This window comes from Nocardioides sp. NBC_00163 (assembly GCF_045206295.1).
GTDB lineage: Bacteria > Actinomycetota > Actinomycetes > Propionibacteriales > Nocardioidaceae > Nocardioides.
Genome location: NZ_CP108155.1, coordinates 51,002 through 66,500 on the forward strand (window position 1 = coordinate 51,002; position 15,499 = coordinate 66,500).

The window sequence follows — 15,499 nt, forward strand, 5'->3', positions numbered from 1 at the left end:
CCGGTGTGACTCGCATCACCATCGGCTCAGTGGCCTAGCCAATAGGACAATCGGCCGAACGTCAATACCCTGTAGCCATGAGTGAGTCCGCGCGCTTTCCACGTCCGCTGCAGCGAACCCGCCTGTATGAGCAGGTCGCGGAGCAGATCACGGCCTGGATCTCGGAGAACGACCTGAAGTCCGGAGACCGGCTGCCGCCGGAGAGACAGCTCGCCACCAGCCTCGGCGTGAGCCGAGCGACCCTCAGCCAGGCCCTCGTCGCGCTCGAGGTCATCGGCGTCGTCGCGGTACGCCACGGCGACGGCACGGTGCTGACCGACAAGCCGCGGGTCGAGCGCATCACCGATGCGATCCGGGCGCACGCGGAGCGGATTCCCGAGGTCATCGAGGCGCGTGACGCGCTGGAGACGAAGCTCGCCGCACTGGCGGCACAGCGGCGTACGCAGGAGGACCTGGACCGCATCGATGCGGCGCTGAAAACGATGGACGAGGACATCACCGGCGGCGGGCGCGGTGTCCACGGCGACGAGCTGTTCCACCGGGCGGTGACCCAGGCGGCCCACTCCCCTCTGCTCGAGCAGATGATGTCCGAGATCAGCGAGCTGATCCGGGAGACCCGCATCGAGTCGCTCTCCCAGCCCGACCGCCCCAAGACGTCGCTCGCCGGGCACCAGAAGATCGCCGACGCGATCGCTGCCGGTGACGCCCAACGTGCCGCCGCCGCGATGCACGGCCACGTCATGCTGGTCAGTGACGTGGCGCTGCTCCGCGACGCATGACGTGGGTCGACCAGCTCGTGGTGCTCGCCGCGGGCCTGGGTGCGGGCATCCTCACCTCCACCGTCGGCGTCGCCTCGCTGCTCAGCTTCCCCGTCCTGGTCGCGGTCGGCCTCCCGCCGGTCGTGGCCAACACGTCCAACACGGTCGGGATGACGCCGGCCGGTCTCAGCGGCTCCTTCGGCTACCGGCGCGAGCTGGCCGAGCATCCGGGAGTGACCGCCGCTGTGCTGATCACCGCGGGCGGCGGCAGCATCGCCGGAGCGTTGCTGCTGCTGTGGCTGCCGGGGTCGGTCTTCGAGGCCGTCGTGCCGTGGCTGATCCTGGGCACCTGCGTACTCGTGGGGGTGCAGCCGCGGCTGAGCCGCTTCCTGCGCCAGCACGCCACCGATGACGAGCCGCGGGTGCGGATCTCGGGGTTCACCACGCTGTTTGCGACGCTGACCGGCGCCTACGGCGGCTACTTCGGTGCCGGGTCCGGGGTGATGATGATGGCCGTGCTCGGGCTCGGGACCGATCTGGAGTTCCGTACGGTCAACGCGCTCAAGACGCTCGCGGTGATGGCCTCGAACGTGGTCGCGACGGTGATCTTCGTGGCCATCGCCGACCTCGACTGGCGGGCCGTCGGCCTGCTCGCCGCGGGATCGGTCGTGGGCGGGTACGTCGGGGCGCACATCGGCCGCCGACTGCCGGCAACGGTCCTGCGGTCACTGATCGTCGTCGTCGGGATCGGCGCCGCGACGCTCATGCTCATGCGCTGAGGTTGTCCTCGGCGTCAGAACGGCGGCTTTCCCGTCCCGGAGACACGGAACCGTCCCCAGGGGTCGATGTCGGAGAGCCGCCCCTCGGCTTCGCCATGGTCGGTGCGGACAGTGACGCTCTGGCCGTTGCGTACGCCGTCGAGGGCCGTGCCGACCCGGCCGTACCAGTGGAAGTGGCCGTCGATCGGCTGGAAGACGCCGCGCAGCGCGACATCGACCTCCCAGGTGCCGTGCTCGGACTCGAGGCGCGCGGGACCGTCGTAGCGGTGCTGGGGCTCGTGGTCGCTCATCGGGGGCTCTTTCGCAGCGGGGTGACGATCTCGGGACGGTCCAGGGCGCTCAGGTCGACGCCGTACTCGGCGGTGGTGCCCTCCAGCGCGTGCCAGACGAACTCGCTCAGATAGCGGGTGAACGCAGCGCGGGACATGGTGCGACGGTCGAGCCACCACTGGCCGGCGGACTCACCGATCCCGACGAGGCTGTGCGCCCACGGCTCGGCACCGGCGGCGTCGACACCGAGGCGGCCGAAGGTGTCGCCGAGCAACCGCGCGAAGGTCGCCGCGATGAGCTGCTTGCCGTCCGCCAGTGGGTCGGTCCCGCCGGTGTGCTGGCGCACCAGGAGCAGGTAGACGTTGGGGTGCTCGGCGATGGTCTCGACGTACGCCGCGACGCCGGCCTCGACCCGCTGGCGGGTCGGTGCGGGGGCGAGCACGGCGTCGACGACCGCGTCGAGGATCTGCCGCGCCGCCCACATGCCCACGGCGCCGTGCAGCTCGGCCTTGTCGGCGAAGTAGCGATAGAGCACCGGCTTGCTGACCCCGGCCTCCGCGGCGATGTCGGCGATCGAGACCTCCGCTCCGGCCGAGTCGACGGCGCGTACGGCTGCCGCCACCAGCTCCGCCCGTCTGGTCTCGCGGTGGGCGTCCCAGCGCGAGGAGCGGCCGTCGTCCTTGACCTTCCGTGTCATGTCCTGCACTCTAGCAACTACCCGTAACTCTGGGTAACAGCTAGTTCCATCGCCCAGTCAGATCGCTCAGTCAGGGAGAAGAATGACCATCGCCGACCCGACCTCCGACCGGCTCCTGCGCTCCACCGCACGTCAGTCCTACGACCCGGAGGTCGACCTCGACTGGGACGCCGCGCCGGTCGAGGGACTGTGGTGGATGCAGCCCGAGCGCGTCTCCCTCTACGGCACCCCGACCTGGGACCGGCTCAGCCAGGAGCAGCAGATCGAGCTCTCGCGGCACGAGGTGGCCAGCATCATGAGCGTCGGACTGTGGTTCGAGGTGCTGCTGATGCAGCTGCTGCTCCGCGAGGTCTACGGCGCGGACCCGCGCACGGCCCGCACCCAGTACGCGCTGACCGAGATCGGGGACGAGACCCGGCACTCGGTGATGTTCGGCCGAGCGATCGCGGCGATGGGGGCACCGGCGTACGGTCCCCGGCCCGCCGTCCTACGCATCGGGAAGTTCGCTCCGCTGCTGCACGGACCCAGCGTCTTCTCCGCGACCCTCGTCGGCGAGGAACCGCTCGACCGGTGGCAGCGCGAGCTGATGAAGGACGAGCGCTGCCAGCCGCTGACCCGGATGGCCTCCCGCATCCACGTCACCGAGGAGGCCCGCCACGTCACCTTCGCCCGCGAGGAGCTCGCCTCGGCGATGTCGCAGAAGATGGGGCGTACGCAGCTCCGGATGCACCAGAACCTCACCGCCCGCTCCGCCTACGTGATGGCGCGCTCGCTGGTCCACCCGGACTGCTACGCCGCCGTCGGCCTCGACCCGATGGCCGCCCGCCGAGAGGCGCTCGGCAACGAGCACTATCGCGCGACGCTGGCCTGGATGGGCGAGAAGATGATGCCGTACCTCACCGAGCACGGGATGGTCTCGGAGAAGGACCGCAAGCTCTGGCGGGCGTCCTTCCTGGTGCCACGCGACTGAGGCGGCGCGTCAGATCACGGCGAGGCGATCCACCAGCAGCTCGATCCGACGCTCGGCGTCCTCCGGCAGGAGACGCCTCGACCGGGTCAGGGTCGCCACTCCGTGCAGTGACGCCCAGAACACCTCGGTGAACAGCTCCGGCTCGACGCCGTCGCCGGCGACCTCGCCCAGCGTCTCGATCAACGCAGCGAAGGCGTCCTTCAGCTGCTCGGGGGTGTCCTCCTGCGCATAAGCGAGGCCCCCGTCGAGCTGGAACAGGGCGTCGTAGACCGCCGGGTTGCGCTCGGCGAACTCGAGATAGGCGCGGGCGAGGGCGGCGACCCGGTCACGTGGGGTGCTCGCGGCCGCCGTCGCCGACCGCATCGCCGCAGCCATCTCCGAGGCGCCCTCGAGCGCGACGGCACCGATGATCTCGCGCTTGCCGCGGAAGTGGCTGTAGAGGACCGGCTGGCTGTATTCGATGCGCTCGGCGAGCCGGCGCGTGGTCACCGCATCCCAGCCCTGCTGTTCGGCGAGCTCGCGGGCCGTCGCCACGATGAGCCGCTCGCGGTCCGCCCGCTCGCGCTGCTTGCGCTCCTGTACCGACATGGCATGATCCTAGCACCGCTAGACATCCGAGCGGCGGCACTACCGGGCTCAGCGGGTCAGCGGAAGGCGGACTCCCCCGTCAGCGCCTGGCCGATGATGAGCTGGTGGACCTCGCTGGTGCCCTCGTACGTCAGGACCGACTCGAGGTTGTTGGCGTGGCGGAGGATCGGGTACTCGAGGGTGACGCCGGCGGCGGCGAGGATGGTGCGGCACTCACGGGCGATGGCGATGGCCTCGCGGACGTTGTTGAGCTTGCCGAGGGAGATCTGCTCGGAGCGGAGGGTGCCCTCGTCCTTCAGCCGGCCCAGGTGGAGTGCGAGGAGCATCGCCTTGCCGAGCTCGAGAGTCATGTCGGCGAGCTTGGTCTGGGTGATCTGGAAGCCGGCCAGGGGCTTGTCGTAGATCTCGCGGGAGGCGGCGTACGCGATGGCGGACTCGAGGCAGTCGCGGGCCGCGCCGACGGCGCCGAAGACGATGCCGAAGCGGGCCTCGTTCAGACACGACAATGGACCCTTCAAGCCCCTGACCTCGGGGAACGCGGCAGCCTCCGGGAGGCGTACGCCATCGAGGACGATCTCGCCGGTGACCGAGGCCCGCAGGGACAGCTTCTGCTTGATCACCGGCGCGGAGAAGCCCTGGGTGTCGGTGGGGACCACGAAGCCGCGGATGCCCTTGCCGTCGGGTGCCTCGTCGGTCTGCGCCCAGACGACCGCGACGTCTGCGACCGGGGCGTTGGTGATCCACATCTTGGTGCCGGACAGGATCCAGTCGCCCGAAGCATCTCGGCGCGCCCGGGTCCGCATGCCGGCTGGGTTGGAGCCGAAGTCGGGCTCAGTCAGGCCGAAGCAGCCGATCGCCTCGCCGGCGGCCATCCGCGGCAGCCACTCCTGCTTCTGCTCCTCGCTCCCCCACTTCCAGATCGCGAACATCGCCAGCGAACCCTGCACCGAGACCAGCGAGCGGATCCCGGAGTCGGCCGCCTCGAGCTCCATGCAGGCCAGGCCGTACGCCGTGGCGCTCGTGCCCGCGCAGCCGTAGCCCTCCAGATGCATGCCGAGGACTCCCAGCTTGCCCAGCTCGGGAGCGAGCTCACGGACCGGGACCTCGCCCGCCTCGAACCAGCCCGCGAGGTGCGGCTTGATCTCCTTCTCCGCGAAGGATCGCACCGTGTCGCGGATCGCGCGGTCCTCATCGCCGATGAGGGCCTCGGTGCCGAAGAGCTCGAGCGGGGTCTGGGGCATGGGGTCTCCTTGGGGTCGAGAGAGGGCGCTGCCGATTGTGTCACCCGTCACTGGAAGTCGATTGAACCGTTCGCCGCATCGCTCCGTAGTAGGGGTGAAGGCCGGCATCGGGTCAGCCTCCAGGCGAGAGGAAACGGCGTGCGGACACGTACGAAAGCAGCAGTCGGGATCGGTGCGGCAGTGGTCGTGGTCGGAGGCGCCGCGGTGATCTTCGGACCCGGCTGGTACGCGGACCGGGCCGAGAAAGCGGCCGCCGACGAGCCCAGCCTCAGCGCTTCGGCCGCGCCCGCGGACGGCGCCGACAGCAGCGGCACCTGGACCGTCTCGGACGGCTCGTACGCCGGCTACCGGCTCGACGAGGTGCTGCAAGGCGAGGACGTCACCGTCACCGGCCGCACCGAGGACGTGACCGGCGAGGTCACCATCGCCGATGGCGAGGTCACCGAGGCGAACATCGAGGTCAAGGTCGCGACGATCGCCACCGACTCCGACAACCGCGACGGCTACTTCCGCGAGAACGCGATCGAGGCCGACCAGTTCCCCACCGCCACCTTCGAGCTGACCGAGCCCGCCGCCCTCGAGGAGGGCGCGACCGAGGTCGCGCTGGTCGGTGACCTCACCGTGCACGGCGAGACGAAGTCGGTGACCGTGGACGCCGAGGTCGGCGGCGACGGCGCAAGCACGCTGCAGGTCGTCGGGAGCGTCCCGATCACCTTCGCGGACTTCGGTGTCGAGGCGCCGAACCTGGGCTTCGTGAGCGTCGAGGACACCGGCAGCGTCGAGTTCTCGCTCGACCTGGCCAAGGGCTGATCCGGGTCTCTGGGATCCTGGGTGCGTGCGGGAGGTGACATGGGTGCGGAGGACGAGCTGCTCGTAGCGGTGCACGACGCCCACTCGGAGGCGCTCTACCGCTACGTCGTACGCCGCACCGGTGACGCCGAGGAGGCGCGCGACGTGGTGCAGGAGACGCTGCTGCGCGCCTGGCGTCATCCGGAGGTGCTGCAGCGGCCCGACGAAGGCGTACGCGCCTGGCTGTTCACCACCGCACGCAACCTCGTCATCGACGACCTGCGCAGCGCGCGCCGGAAGCGGGAGTACGCCGCCGAGTCGCCGCCCGAGGGGACGCGAGCGGACGAGACCCAGGCGGTGCTCGACTCCTGGGTCGTCGCCGATGCGCTGCTCGCCCTCTCCCCCGAGCACCGTGCGGTGGTGGTGGGCGCCTACTACGGCAGCCGGTCGGTCGCCGAGCTCGCCCACGAGCTCGACATCCCGCCCGGCACGGTCAAGTCCCGGCTGCACTACGGTCTGCGAGCCCTGCGTCTCGCCCTGCAAGAGAAGGGGGTCACCTCATGAACGACGACCTGGACGCCTCCGCACACGAGACGTACGCCGACTGGGACGCGTCCTACGTGCTCGGGGCGCTGAGCCCGAGCGAGCGGAGGGCGTACGAGCGGCACCTGACCAGCTGCAGCATCTGCCACGACGCCGTCGCCGAGCTCGCCGGGATGCCCGGGCTGCTCAGCGCGCTCTCGCGCGAGGAGGCCGAGGAGCTGCTCGAGGAGCCTGCCGCGGTCGTGACTCCGCCGCTGGCGGAGCTGGCCGGAGCGGTACGCCGGTCGCGGCTGCGTCGCCGGGTTTTCGCGGTCGCGGCCGCCGTCGTACTCCTCGCCGGCGGCACGGCGATCGGCGGTCTGGTGATCGGTCGTGACGACACTCAGCCGCCGGTCGCGGCCCCCTCACTCTCCGCCACGCCATCAGGTTCTGCGGGCGCGAACGTGCGCACCGTCGACCTGCGCCCGGTGGGCAGCGTCGACATGTGGGCCCAGCTCGTCGTCACCCCGACCTCGTGGGGCACCAAGCTCAAGTGGAGCTGCCACTACCCGCCCGAGCCCGGCAAGAGCCCGCCGGGGCCGTCGGACTATCAGGGTGAGCCGGTGACGTACGACCTGGTGCTGGTCGGCCGCGACGGCGCGCGCACCGTCGCTGGGTCGTGGACCTGGTCGGGTGGGGAGACGCTCGGGCTGGACGCCTCCTCCGCGGTGCCGATCGCCGACGTCGAGCGGGTCGAGATCACCCTCGTCGGCGAGGACACCGCGGTCGCGGCAGCCTCGCTGACCTGACGCTCTGAAGAGCCCCTAGAGTCCGAGCTCGGAGACGGTCTTCTCCCGCATCTCGACCTTGCGGACCTTGCCGGTCACGGTCATCGGGAACTCCTCGACGACCAGGACGTAGCGCGGGATCTTGTAGTGGGCGAGCTTGCCGGTGGCGTACGCCCTCAGGGTCTCGGTGGTCATCCGCTCGGCGCCTGGACGCAGGCGGACCCAGGCGCAGAGCTCCTCGCCGTAGGTCTCGTCGGGGACGCCGATGACCTGGACGTCCTCGATGTCGGGGTGGGTGTAGAGGAACTCCTCGATCTCGCGGGGGTAGATGTTCTCGCCGCCCCGGATGACCATGTCCTTGATCCGGCCGACGATGTTGCAGTAGCCGTCGGGGTTCATCACGGCGAGGTCGCCGGTGTGCATCCAGCCGTCCTCGTCGATCGCCGCCCTGGTCTTCTCCTCGTCCGCCCAGTAGCCGAGCATCACCGAGTAGCCGCGGGTCTGCAGCTCGCCGGCCTCGCCCCGGGGCAGCACCGTGCCGGAGGTCGGGTCGACGACGCGTACCTCGACGTGCGGGTGCACCCGGCCGACGGTGGCGGTACGGTGCTCGAGGTCGTCGTCCATCCGGGTCTGGGTCGAGACCGGCGAGGTCTCGGTCATCCCGTAGGCGATCGAGACCTCGCTCATGTGCATCTCGTTGACGCACCGCTTCATCACCTCGACCGGGCACGGGCTGCCCGCCATGATCCCGGTACGCAGCGTGCTGAGGTCGAAGGTGGAGAAGTCGGGGTGGCTCTGCATCGCGATGAACATGGTGGGTACGCCGTAGACGGCCGTGCAGCGCTCGTCCTGGACCGCCTTCAGGGTGACCGCCGGGTCGAAGGCGGGGCCCGGGATCACCATCGTGGCTCCGTGGGTGATGCAGCCGAGGTTGCCCATCACCATCCCGAAGCAGTGGTAGAAGGGCACCGGGATCGCCAACCGGTCGTTCTCGGTGAAGCCGATCGTCTCGGTGGTGAAGTAGCCGTTGTTGAGGATGTTGCGGTGGCTCAGGGTCGCGCCCTTCGGATAGCCGGTCGTGCCCGAGGTGTACTGGATGTTGATCGGGTCCTCGGGGCTCAGCTCGTAGTCGACGTGGTCAGCCAGCTTCTCGCCGGCGCCGGCTTCGAGGAGCGCGGTCCACTCCGGGTCGCCGATGAAGACGGTCTGCTCGAGGTCGGGGCAGTCGCCGCGGACGTCGGCCACCATCGAGCGATAGTCGGAGGTCTTGAACTCGGGCGCGGAGACGAGCAGCTTGATGCCTGACTGGGTCAGGGCGTACGCGAGCTCGTGGGTGCGGTAGGCCGGGTTGATGTTGACCAGGATCGCGCCGATCTTCGCGGTCGCCACCTGGGTCAGCGTCCACTCCGCGCAGTTGGGTGCCCAGATGCCGACCCGGTCGCCCTTCCCGATCCCGGCCTTGCGGAGCCCGACCGCCAGCGCGTCGACGTCACGGCTCATCTCGGCGTACGTCCACCTTCTGCCGGATGCCACTTCGACCAGGGCTTCCCGGTCGCCGAATCTGGCTACGGTGCGGTCGAAGCTCGCGCCGATCGTCTCCTCCAGCAGCGGGGTGGTGGTCTCTCCGGCAGCGTAGGAATCCGTCATGAGCCCAGTGTGACCTGAGTCACGGGTGGGTTCAAAGGGTCTGCTGAGGGTGTCAGTCGCCGGTGATGAGCTCCGCGGCGCGCTCGCCGATCAGGATCGCGGGCGCGTTGGTGTGGCCGCGCACGATCCTGGGCATGACCGAGGCGTCGGCGACGCGGAGGCCCTCGACGCCGCGTACGCGAAGCCGGGGATCGACCACGCTGGCCTCGTCCGTGCCCATCCGGCAGGTGCCGGTCGGGTGGTAGAGGGTGTGAGCGTGACGTGCCAGGAGCGCGTCGGCGACCTCCTCCGCGGACGAGTCCACCGGGACGTCGGGACGCAGGAACTTGCCGAGGAACGGCTTGAGCGCGGGCTGCGAGGCGATCTCCAGCGTCACCCGGACACCCTCGACGATGGCCGCACGGTCCCTGCCCTCGGGGTCGGAGAGGTAGCGGGGGTCGATGATCGCCTTGGCGGCCGGGTCCGTGGAGGCGAGCGTGACGCTGCCCCGGCTGGCCGGATCGACGAGGATCGGACCGGCGACGACCGCCTCCCCCACGAACGGAATCAGGCCCTCGTCGAAAAAGCCGACCGGGGCGAAGATCATCTCGATGTCGGGCGCCTCCAGGTCGGGGCGCGAGCGGATGAAGCCGTACGCCTCACCCACGTTGGAGGTGAGCATCCCGCGTCTGCGCAGCAGGTAGTTGAGGAGGTGACGTGCCGACTCCGCGGTCGCGAGGGAGCCCTGCTCGACCTCCCAGCCGATGCCGGCGACGAGGTGGTCGGTGAGGTTCTCCCCCACCTCCTTCGCATCACGGACGACGTCGATACCGAGGCCCTTCAGCTGGGCCGCCGGACCGATCCCGGAGAGCATCAGCAGCTGCGGCGTGTTGATCGCACCGCCGGAGAGGATCACCTCGCGCCGGGCGGTGATGGTCGTCTGCTGGCCGTCGACGACGGCTTCGACACCGGTGGCGCGGGTGCCGTCGAATGTCACCCGCGACACCAGGGCGCCGGTCACCACGTTCAGGTTGGCGCGCCTGGCGGCGGGCTTGAGGTAGGCCGACGCTGTGCTCCACCGGGCGCCTCGGCGCTGGGTGACCATGGTCTCGACGTACGCCTCGGGGTTGGGGCCGTTGGCCCGTCCGCGCCGATAGCCGGCCTGCTCGGCGGCCTGGAGGAAGGACTCGGTGTAGGGACGGGGGCTCCGTTGCCGCTCGACGCGGACCGGGCCACCGGTGCCGTCCAGCGCGATGGCGTCCTCGACGTCCTCGAGCTTCGCGTACGTCTTCTTCACGACGTCCCAGCCCCACTCGGGTCCGGCCGCCGCGCCCCACTCCTCGTAGTCGGCCTGGAGGCCCTTGACCCACATCATCGCGTTCATCGAGGACGAGCCGCCGAGCATCCGGCCGCGCGGCCAGTAGATCCGTCGGCCGCCGAGCGCCGGCTGTGGCTCGGTGGAGTAGTCCCAGTCGTGCTCGGACTGGAAGAGCTTCGAGAACGCCGCCGGGATATGGATGTTCATGCTCTTGTCGCGCGGTCCCGCCTCGAGCAGCGTGACCCGGACGCTCGGATCCTCGCTGAGACGTGCCGCGAGCACGGCCCCTGACGATCCGGCCCCCACCACCACGTAGTCGCTGGTCAGTTCCTGGCTCATACCGGATCTCCTTCGTCAACGATGACGGGCTCCCGGAAGCCTACCGCCCGCCGAGACGTCATTTCTCGATCGCGAGAAGTCAGATTTTGACCGCGAGAAGTCAGGTCTTCTGACGTCTCGCGGTCAATTTCTGACGCTTCGGCTTGGGGTCAGTCGGCGAGGAAGGCGCCCAAGGCGTAGGCGGGGTGGCGGTCGAGGTTGTGGCGGCCGCGGTCGTAGCGGCGGGTGGTACGGGGGTCGGCGTGGCCGGCGGCGTCCTGGACGTCCTCGAGAGGTACGCCGGCCTCGCGGGCCAGGGTGACGAAGGTGTGGCGGAGGCTGTGCGGGGAGAGCTTGTCGCCGTGCTCGATGCCGGCCGAGGCGCCGAGTTTGCGGATGAGTCGAAAGGCCTCGGAGCGGTGCCAGCGGTTGCCGGTGGCGGTGATGAAGACCGGGCCGTCGGGGCGGGCATCGAGGTAGGCGTCGAGCGCCTGTGTGGTCGCCGGGTTGAGGACGACGTCGCGCCGGGCGCCGCCCTTGCGGGTGATCGTCAGGATGCGGTGGCCGCGGGAGTGGCTGAGGTCGGTGACGTCGGCACCCAGGGCCTCGGAGATGCGCAGGCCGTCGTGGAGCAGGAGAGTCACCAGCGCGACGGCGCGGCTGGAGTGCTCACGCGCGGCGGCGAGGAAGGCGCGCGCCTCTCCCCTGTCCATGCCCAGGGTCTGGGAGTCGTTGCTGGTCTTGGGGCGCTTGATGTGCTCGGCCGGTGAGGCGCTGAGGACGTCCTCCGCCACGCCGTAGCGGTAGAAGCCGGCGATCGCGGAGAGTCGTCGCGCGATCGTCGCGGGGCTCCGCCGTGTCTCGAGATGGCGGGCGTAGCCGTCGACCATCGCCCGGTTGGCGGCGAGAGGGTCGATCTCCAGCGCGGCACACCAGCCGAACCAGTCGGCGAGGTCTCGCCCGTACGCAGCGCGGGTGTGCCCCGCGTAGGAGAGCAGGAACCTTCTGGCGAGCGCTTCGGCCCTCTTCTCCTGGGGCAACTCCCCCAGGTCTTCGAGGAACAGCTCTCTGACGGATTCCGTCACGGAGAGGTCGGTTGAGGGGGTCTGCGGACGGTGCTCGATCGCGCTCACAAGCACACATCATAATGCCGGTTATGTTGTGTATCTCGCGGGGATCTCATTTGACGTACATTGAGTATTCGTTACGTCTTTCGTCACGCTATGCTGACGTAATGACGGAAACGATAGTCGACGAGAAGCTCTGCCGCTTCCCCGGCTGCCCGCTGCCCGCGGCCGCGTCGGAGAACGGAAGCGGCCGGCCGCCGGAGTACTGCGACGACCCCACCCACAACCGAGCCGCGGCCTGGCGCGAACGGAAACGCCTGCAGCGACTCGTCGCGACACGGGATCCCGAGGAGACCGCGCGACCGGTGCAGGCGGCTCAGCAACGGGCAGCCGAGATCACCACCCAGCTGACCCAGCTCGCCGACAGGTTCCTCGACCAGCTCCCGAAGGCGCTGGAGGAGCTGCGTACGCTCGGCGACCTGACCGCTGCCGAGGCCCAGATCGCGACCGTGCAGAGCGAGGCGCAGGAGCAGATCGCCGCCGCGAGCGCTCGCGCCGTCCGCGCTGAGCAGGCGCAGCGTACGGCCGAGGCGGAGCGCGACGAGGCAGATGCCGCTGCGGCGGAGGCGTTGGAGGAGTCGGAGCGCTCTGCCGAGATCCTGCGGGAGGCGCTGTCCGCCACGACCGCGGCCGAGGAGTCCCGTCAGGCCGCACAGGCGGCGCGGGAGAGAGCAGAGTCCGACGCGGCAGCCGCGGCGAAGACCGCCTCCGCGACTATCGGCACGCTCGAGAAGCGTCTCGAGGAGACAGCCTCGGCGCGCGAAGCCCTGGCCGAGAAGCTCGAGAAGCTGCAGGCCGAGCACGCTTCGGCCGTGCAACGCCGCCGGAGCGAGACCGCGCGTGCCGACCACGCCGAGAAGGCGATGGCACGGCTCCAGGAGCAGCTGATCGCGGAGAAGAAGGCCGCCGAGAAGGCGGCGGCGAGTGCAGAGGCGGCGATCTCCGGGCTGCGTACGCAGCGCGACGCCGCCCGCGAGCAGATCGACGCCCTGCGGGACCAGGTGGCCGACCTTCGCGGGAGCGAGGCGGCGGCGAAGGCGGATCGCGATGCCACCCGCGCCGAGCTCGATCGCGAACGCGCTCATGCGAGCGAACGGCTCGAGGATCTGCGGGCGGCACACCAGGCCCAGGTCGCGCAGCTGGTGGAGCAGATCGAGCGGCGTACGGCATCTCCCGATGTGCCGGAAGAGGGTGCGTGACACGCGGGACCCCAGTTGGAGGTGAACGGACCACATCCGCTACTGTTCTTCTCGCAAGCGGACGTAGCTCAGTTGGTAGAGCGCAACCTTGCCAAGGTTGAGGTCGCGAGTTCGAGCCTCGTCGTCCGCTCCACCATCGAGGGCCGCCCAATCGGGCGGCCCTCGATCAATTTCCCGTGGCGAAACCAGCATCTCGCCGCAACTGCTCTAGGATTTCACTGCTCTGGGATTTATGCGCCAGGTGTGGATGAGCCCGGGGGCGAGGCCGACAACCGAAGGACTGTGCGTGGGGGGCGTTGAGTGAGCGGGAAGTTCATCGACGCCTATGCCGTGCTCGAAATCGGTCCGGACGCGGACGACGCGGCCGTCCGAGCTCGCCATCGTGAGCTCGCCAAGCAGTTCCACCCCGACCGTGGCGGTCGTGCCGCCGACGGCGAGCTGATGATGCGCATCAACCGGGCGCGCGACGTGCTGCTCGACCCCGTTGCCAGGGCCACCCTCGACGAGGAGCTCGCCCGGCGCCGCCGTAAGGCCGCCGCCTCGGGGGCTCCGGGCAAGGCCTCTGCTTCTCCTACTCCGTCGCTCAGCCGCGACCGGCGCTGGCGGGCCGAGTGGGGTGCCGCGACTCCGCGGCCCGCCCCGGCGCCCGGAGGCAGCTCACCGGCCCCGGTTCCTCCGGCCGCGCGCGTGCGCCCGTCGGCCAACCGGCTGCGGCAGGCCACGCGCCAAGCCCGCGCGGCGAACGCCGCGCTGTCCTCGCGACAGCGAACCCCGGCGCCGAAGCCTCCTCGCACCGTGACGGAGCCGCCTCCTGCACAGCCCGCCGGGCAGCAGACGATGAAGGCCCAGCCCGCCGCGCCGCAGCCCCCGAACCCTCAGCCCGCGAACCCTCAGCCGGTGGCTCCGCAGCAGCAGACCGCGGCGTCCGCGGACAAGCCGGCCAACGCATGGTCGCTCTACGCCGTGCCGCTCGACGCCGTCTCGGTCGCGTCGCTGCTAGCCAGCGTGTTGATGTGCGGCCCGCTCGGCTTCATCCTCGGCATCATCGGCCTGGCCCGCACCGCCGACGACAAGCGTCGCGGCCGCTGGGCCGCGGTTGCCGGTATCGCCATCAGCAGCCTGACGATGCTGGTCGTCATCGGCTACGTGGTGCAGACGATGTCCGCACCGAGGCCCTGACACGGGGCTCCGCCCAGCGGCCACTCGGCGATGGTGCGGCAGGCGTGGTTCGCGTACCACTGCAGGCTGACCCGGTCCGCGTGGCATCGCGCGGGGAGGAACGGCGCCAGGGACGTACGTGTCGAGTCGAGGTCCACTCCCCCGGCGATGTGGTCGACGGTCAGGTGCGGCACCGGTTCGAAGAGGCCGTCGTAGGGCGGGCACTGCGGAAACGCAGCGCTCAGCTCGGCGGTCAGCGCTGCGAACGGCTCCGCGGGATCGGGATGCAGATAGATCGTGCCGCCGGCGAAGACGCGTACGTCGTCCAGTCGGAAGTCGAACGCGGCTGCGGCGGCAGCGATCTTCCCGACCCGCTCCAGATCGTCCGAGGTGGGCGGGGCCAGAAACGGTGCGAGCAGCGTGATGTGCGCGTGCACGAACGTGGGGTCCGCGGAGACGAACGAGTCGTCATAGTGGCGCGTCCGCTCCAGGACGTACGCCTCCAGCTCGGGCACCGGGACGACGATCACCGAGTGCCCGGCGGAGGATCTGCTCATGGCGGGATTCTCGCCGTGACCGCTGGTTGATGACCACTCGACGCGGACCGCTCACCACTCGGCTAAGGTGCCCGGGTGTCTACGCCTGAGATGCCCGCGGAACTGCTGAAGCACGCTCTCGACGCTACGGGGTTCATGCCTCCCGAGGAGGGCATGGCGCTGTTCGAGTACGCCGTGGAGCGTCTGCCCCACGGGCCGGCGGTCGAGATCGGGACCTACTGCGGGAAGTCGTCGGTCTATCTCGGCGCCGCGGCGAAGCTGACCGGCGGCACGGTGTTCACCGTCGACCATCACCACGGCAGCGAGGAGAACCAGGCGGGGTGGGAGCACCACGACACGACCCTGGTCGATGAGCGCACCGGGCGGCTGGACACGCTGCCGACCTTCAGGCGCACGATCGAGCAGGCCGGCCTCGAGGACGAGGTGGTCGCGGTGATCGGCGCCTCGACGACCGTGAGCCGGTGGTGGACGACGCCGGTCTCGCTGCTGTTCATCGACGGCGGCCACGGTGTGGAGCCCGCGCAACTGGACTACCGCGGCTGGGCGCCGAAGGTGATGCCCGGTGGGCTTCTGCTGGTCCATGATGTGTTCCCAGACCCGGCCGAGGGTGGCCGGCCACCGTACGAGGAGATCTACCTCCCCGCGCTCGCCTCGAAGCAGTTCGAGGAGATCGACGCGATCGGTTCCCTGCGGGTCCTGCGTCGGCTGAGCTGACCCCAAGCGCCACAGGAGTCACATCGATCAGGGTATTCCTGCACTTCTCGGGTGTTGCATTGCCCGAGAAGTGCAGGAAT

17 protein-coding genes and 1 tRNA gene are annotated in these 15,499 nt (G+C 70.0%); 10 read left to right on the forward strand and 8 right to left on the reverse strand.

The window, feature by feature from the left end; all coding sequences use genetic code 11:
• Positions 1 to 77: 77 nt before the first annotated feature.
• Positions 78 to 779 (forward strand): FadR/GntR family transcriptional regulator, encoded by a 702-nt coding sequence (locus OG801_RS00280; RefSeq protein ID WP_406032768.1) that lies wholly within the window; start codon positions 78 to 80, stop codon positions 777 to 779.
• Entirely contained in the window at positions 776 to 1,537 is a 762-nt protein-coding gene (locus OG801_RS00285; RefSeq protein ID WP_406032770.1) for a sulfite exporter TauE/SafE family protein, read from the forward strand. The genes OG801_RS00280 and OG801_RS00285 overlap by 4 nt, the downstream gene beginning before the upstream one ends.
• A 14-nt stretch (positions 1,538 to 1,551) precedes the next feature.
• Here the strand turns inward: OG801_RS00285 and OG801_RS00290 are convergent, their stop codons facing one another.
• On the reverse strand, positions 1,552 to 1,827 hold the full coding sequence (locus OG801_RS00290; protein ID WP_406032772.1) for a DUF4873 domain-containing protein: 276 nt from the start codon (positions 1,825 to 1,827) through the stop codon (positions 1,552 to 1,554).
• Positions 1,824 to 2,504, reverse strand: a complete 681-nt coding sequence (locus OG801_RS00295) for a TetR/AcrR family transcriptional regulator (RefSeq protein WP_355020034.1) — start codon at positions 2,502 to 2,504, stop codon at positions 1,824 to 1,826. Before OG801_RS00295 ends, OG801_RS00290 begins: the two co-directional genes overlap by 4 nt.
• A gap of 82 nt (positions 2,505 to 2,586) precedes the next feature.
• Here OG801_RS00295 and OG801_RS00300 point away from each other — a divergent pair, with 82 nt between their 5' ends.
• Positions 2,587 to 3,474 (forward strand): diiron oxygenase, encoded by an 888-nt coding sequence (locus OG801_RS00300; protein WP_406032774.1) that lies wholly within the window; start codon positions 2,587 to 2,589, stop codon positions 3,472 to 3,474.
• 9 nt (positions 3,475 to 3,483) lie between these two features.
• Here OG801_RS00300 and OG801_RS00305 read toward each other — a convergent pair whose 3' ends face one another.
• Together OG801_RS00305 and OG801_RS00310 are read right to left on the reverse strand one after the other, a co-directional pair.
• On the reverse strand, positions 3,484 to 4,062 hold the full coding sequence (locus tag OG801_RS00305) for a TetR/AcrR family transcriptional regulator (protein ID WP_406032776.1): 579 nt from the start codon (positions 4,060 to 4,062) through the stop codon (positions 3,484 to 3,486).
• A 56-nt stretch (positions 4,063 to 4,118) separates the two neighbouring features.
• Positions 4,119 to 5,303 (reverse strand): acyl-CoA dehydrogenase family protein, encoded by a 1,185-nt coding sequence (locus OG801_RS00310; protein ID WP_406032777.1) that lies wholly within the window; start codon positions 5,301 to 5,303, stop codon positions 4,119 to 4,121.
• Between the two features lie 138 nt (positions 5,304 to 5,441).
• Between OG801_RS00310 and OG801_RS00315 the strand changes: the two genes are divergently transcribed.
• The 3 genes from OG801_RS00315 to OG801_RS00325 are packed head-to-tail and all read left to right on the forward strand — an operon-like array spanning position 5,442 to position 7,423.
• Positions 5,442 to 6,113 carry a YceI family protein gene (locus tag OG801_RS00315; protein WP_406032779.1) on the forward strand — a complete coding sequence of 224 codons (672 nt, stop codon included), beginning with the start codon at positions 5,442 to 5,444 and terminating at the stop codon, positions 6,111 to 6,113.
• Positions 6,114 to 6,152: 39 nt separating this feature from the next.
• A complete protein-coding gene (locus OG801_RS00320; RefSeq protein WP_355020039.1) occupies positions 6,153 to 6,656 on the forward strand; it encodes a sigma-70 family RNA polymerase sigma factor in 504 nt (167 codons plus the stop codon).
• Positions 6,653 to 7,423 carry an anti-sigma factor family protein gene (locus OG801_RS00325; RefSeq protein ID WP_406032782.1) on the forward strand — a complete coding sequence of 257 codons (771 nt, stop codon included), beginning with the start codon at positions 6,653 to 6,655 and terminating at the stop codon, positions 7,421 to 7,423. Before OG801_RS00320 ends, OG801_RS00325 begins: the two co-directional genes overlap by 4 nt.
• Before the next feature lie 15 nt (positions 7,424 to 7,438).
• Here the strand turns inward: OG801_RS00325 and OG801_RS00330 are convergent, their stop codons facing one another.
• The 3 genes from OG801_RS00330 to OG801_RS00340 all read right to left on the reverse strand — a co-directional run bounded on the left by OG801_RS00330 (position 7,439) and on the right by OG801_RS00340 (position 11,797).
• Positions 7,439 to 9,049 carry an AMP-binding protein gene (locus tag OG801_RS00330; protein WP_406032784.1) on the reverse strand — a complete coding sequence of 537 codons (1,611 nt, stop codon included), beginning with the start codon at positions 9,047 to 9,049 and terminating at the stop codon, positions 7,439 to 7,441.
• A 52-nt stretch (positions 9,050 to 9,101) separates the two neighbouring features.
• Positions 9,102 to 10,685, reverse strand: a complete 1,584-nt coding sequence (locus OG801_RS00335) for a GMC family oxidoreductase (RefSeq protein ID WP_406032786.1) — start codon at positions 10,683 to 10,685, stop codon at positions 9,102 to 9,104.
• A gap of 149 nt (positions 10,686 to 10,834) precedes the next feature.
• Entirely contained in the window at positions 10,835 to 11,797 is a 963-nt protein-coding gene (locus OG801_RS00340) for a tyrosine-type recombinase/integrase (protein ID WP_406032788.1), read from the reverse strand.
• A gap of 101 nt (positions 11,798 to 11,898) precedes the next feature.
• On the opposite strand from OG801_RS00340, the gene OG801_RS00345 reads away from it, so the two are divergent.
• From OG801_RS00345 to OG801_RS00355, 3 genes are all read left to right on the forward strand, one after another.
• Positions 11,899 to 12,990, forward strand: a complete 1,092-nt coding sequence (locus tag OG801_RS00345) for a hypothetical protein (RefSeq protein ID WP_406032790.1) — start codon at positions 11,899 to 11,901, stop codon at positions 12,988 to 12,990.
• 57 nt (positions 12,991 to 13,047) lie between these two features.
• Positions 13,048 to 13,123: transfer RNA gene (locus OG801_RS00350), tRNA-Gly, on the forward strand.
• Between the two features lie 167 nt (positions 13,124 to 13,290).
• On the forward strand, positions 13,291 to 14,169 hold the full coding sequence (locus tag OG801_RS00355) for a DnaJ domain-containing protein (protein ID WP_406032792.1): 879 nt from the start codon (positions 13,291 to 13,293) through the stop codon (positions 14,167 to 14,169).
• Here OG801_RS00355 and OG801_RS00360 read toward each other — a convergent pair.
• Positions 14,133 to 14,705 carry a 2'-5' RNA ligase family protein gene (locus OG801_RS00360; RefSeq protein ID WP_406032793.1) on the reverse strand — a complete coding sequence of 191 codons (573 nt, stop codon included), beginning with the start codon at positions 14,703 to 14,705 and terminating at the stop codon, positions 14,133 to 14,135. The genes OG801_RS00355 and OG801_RS00360 overlap by 37 nt on opposite strands.
• A 75-nt stretch (positions 14,706 to 14,780) precedes the next feature.
• On the opposite strand from OG801_RS00360, the gene OG801_RS00365 reads away from it, so the two are divergent.
• Positions 14,781 to 15,419, forward strand: a complete 639-nt coding sequence (locus OG801_RS00365; protein WP_355020048.1) for a class I SAM-dependent methyltransferase — start codon at positions 14,781 to 14,783, stop codon at positions 15,417 to 15,419.
• Positions 15,420 to 15,499: the final 80 nt, after the last annotated feature.

Excerpts from the sequence above, each read along its gene's own strand:
- OG801_RS00360 (WP_406032793.1), bottom strand. The coding sequence starts at position 14,705 with ATGAGCAGATCCTCCGCCGGGCACTCGGTGATCGTCGTCCCGGTGCCC.
- OG801_RS00305 (WP_406032776.1), bottom strand. The coding sequence starts at position 4,062 with ATGTCGGTACAGGAGCGCAAGCAGCGCGAGCGGGCGGACCGCGAGCGG.
- OG801_RS00295 (WP_355020034.1), bottom strand. The coding sequence starts at position 2,504 with ATGACACGGAAGGTCAAGGACGACGGCCGCTCCTCGCGCTGGGACGCC.
- OG801_RS00325 (WP_406032782.1), top strand. The coding sequence starts at position 6,653 with ATGAACGACGACCTGGACGCCTCCGCACACGAGACGTACGCCGACTGG.
- OG801_RS00285 (WP_406032770.1), top strand. The coding sequence starts at position 776 with ATGACGTGGGTCGACCAGCTCGTGGTGCTCGCCGCGGGCCTGGGTGCG.
- OG801_RS00310 (WP_406032777.1), bottom strand. The coding sequence starts at position 5,303 with ATGCCCCAGACCCCGCTCGAGCTCTTCGGCACCGAGGCCCTCATCGGC.
- OG801_RS00280 (WP_406032768.1), top strand. The coding sequence starts at position 78 with ATGAGTGAGTCCGCGCGCTTTCCACGTCCGCTGCAGCGAACCCGCCTG.
- OG801_RS00345 (WP_406032790.1), top strand. The coding sequence starts at position 11,899 with ATGACGGAAACGATAGTCGACGAGAAGCTCTGCCGCTTCCCCGGCTGC.
- OG801_RS00335 (WP_406032786.1), bottom strand. The coding sequence starts at position 10,685 with ATGAGCCAGGAACTGACCAGCGACTACGTGGTGGTGGGGGCCGGATCG.
- OG801_RS00290 (WP_406032772.1), bottom strand. The coding sequence starts at position 1,827 with ATGAGCGACCACGAGCCCCAGCACCGCTACGACGGTCCCGCGCGCCTC.
- OG801_RS00300 (WP_406032774.1), top strand. The coding sequence starts at position 2,587 with ATGACCATCGCCGACCCGACCTCCGACCGGCTCCTGCGCTCCACCGCA.
- OG801_RS00330 (WP_406032784.1), bottom strand. The coding sequence starts at position 9,049 with ATGACGGATTCCTACGCTGCCGGAGAGACCACCACCCCGCTGCTGGAG.
- OG801_RS00320 (WP_355020039.1), top strand. The coding sequence starts at position 6,153 with ATGGGTGCGGAGGACGAGCTGCTCGTAGCGGTGCACGACGCCCACTCG.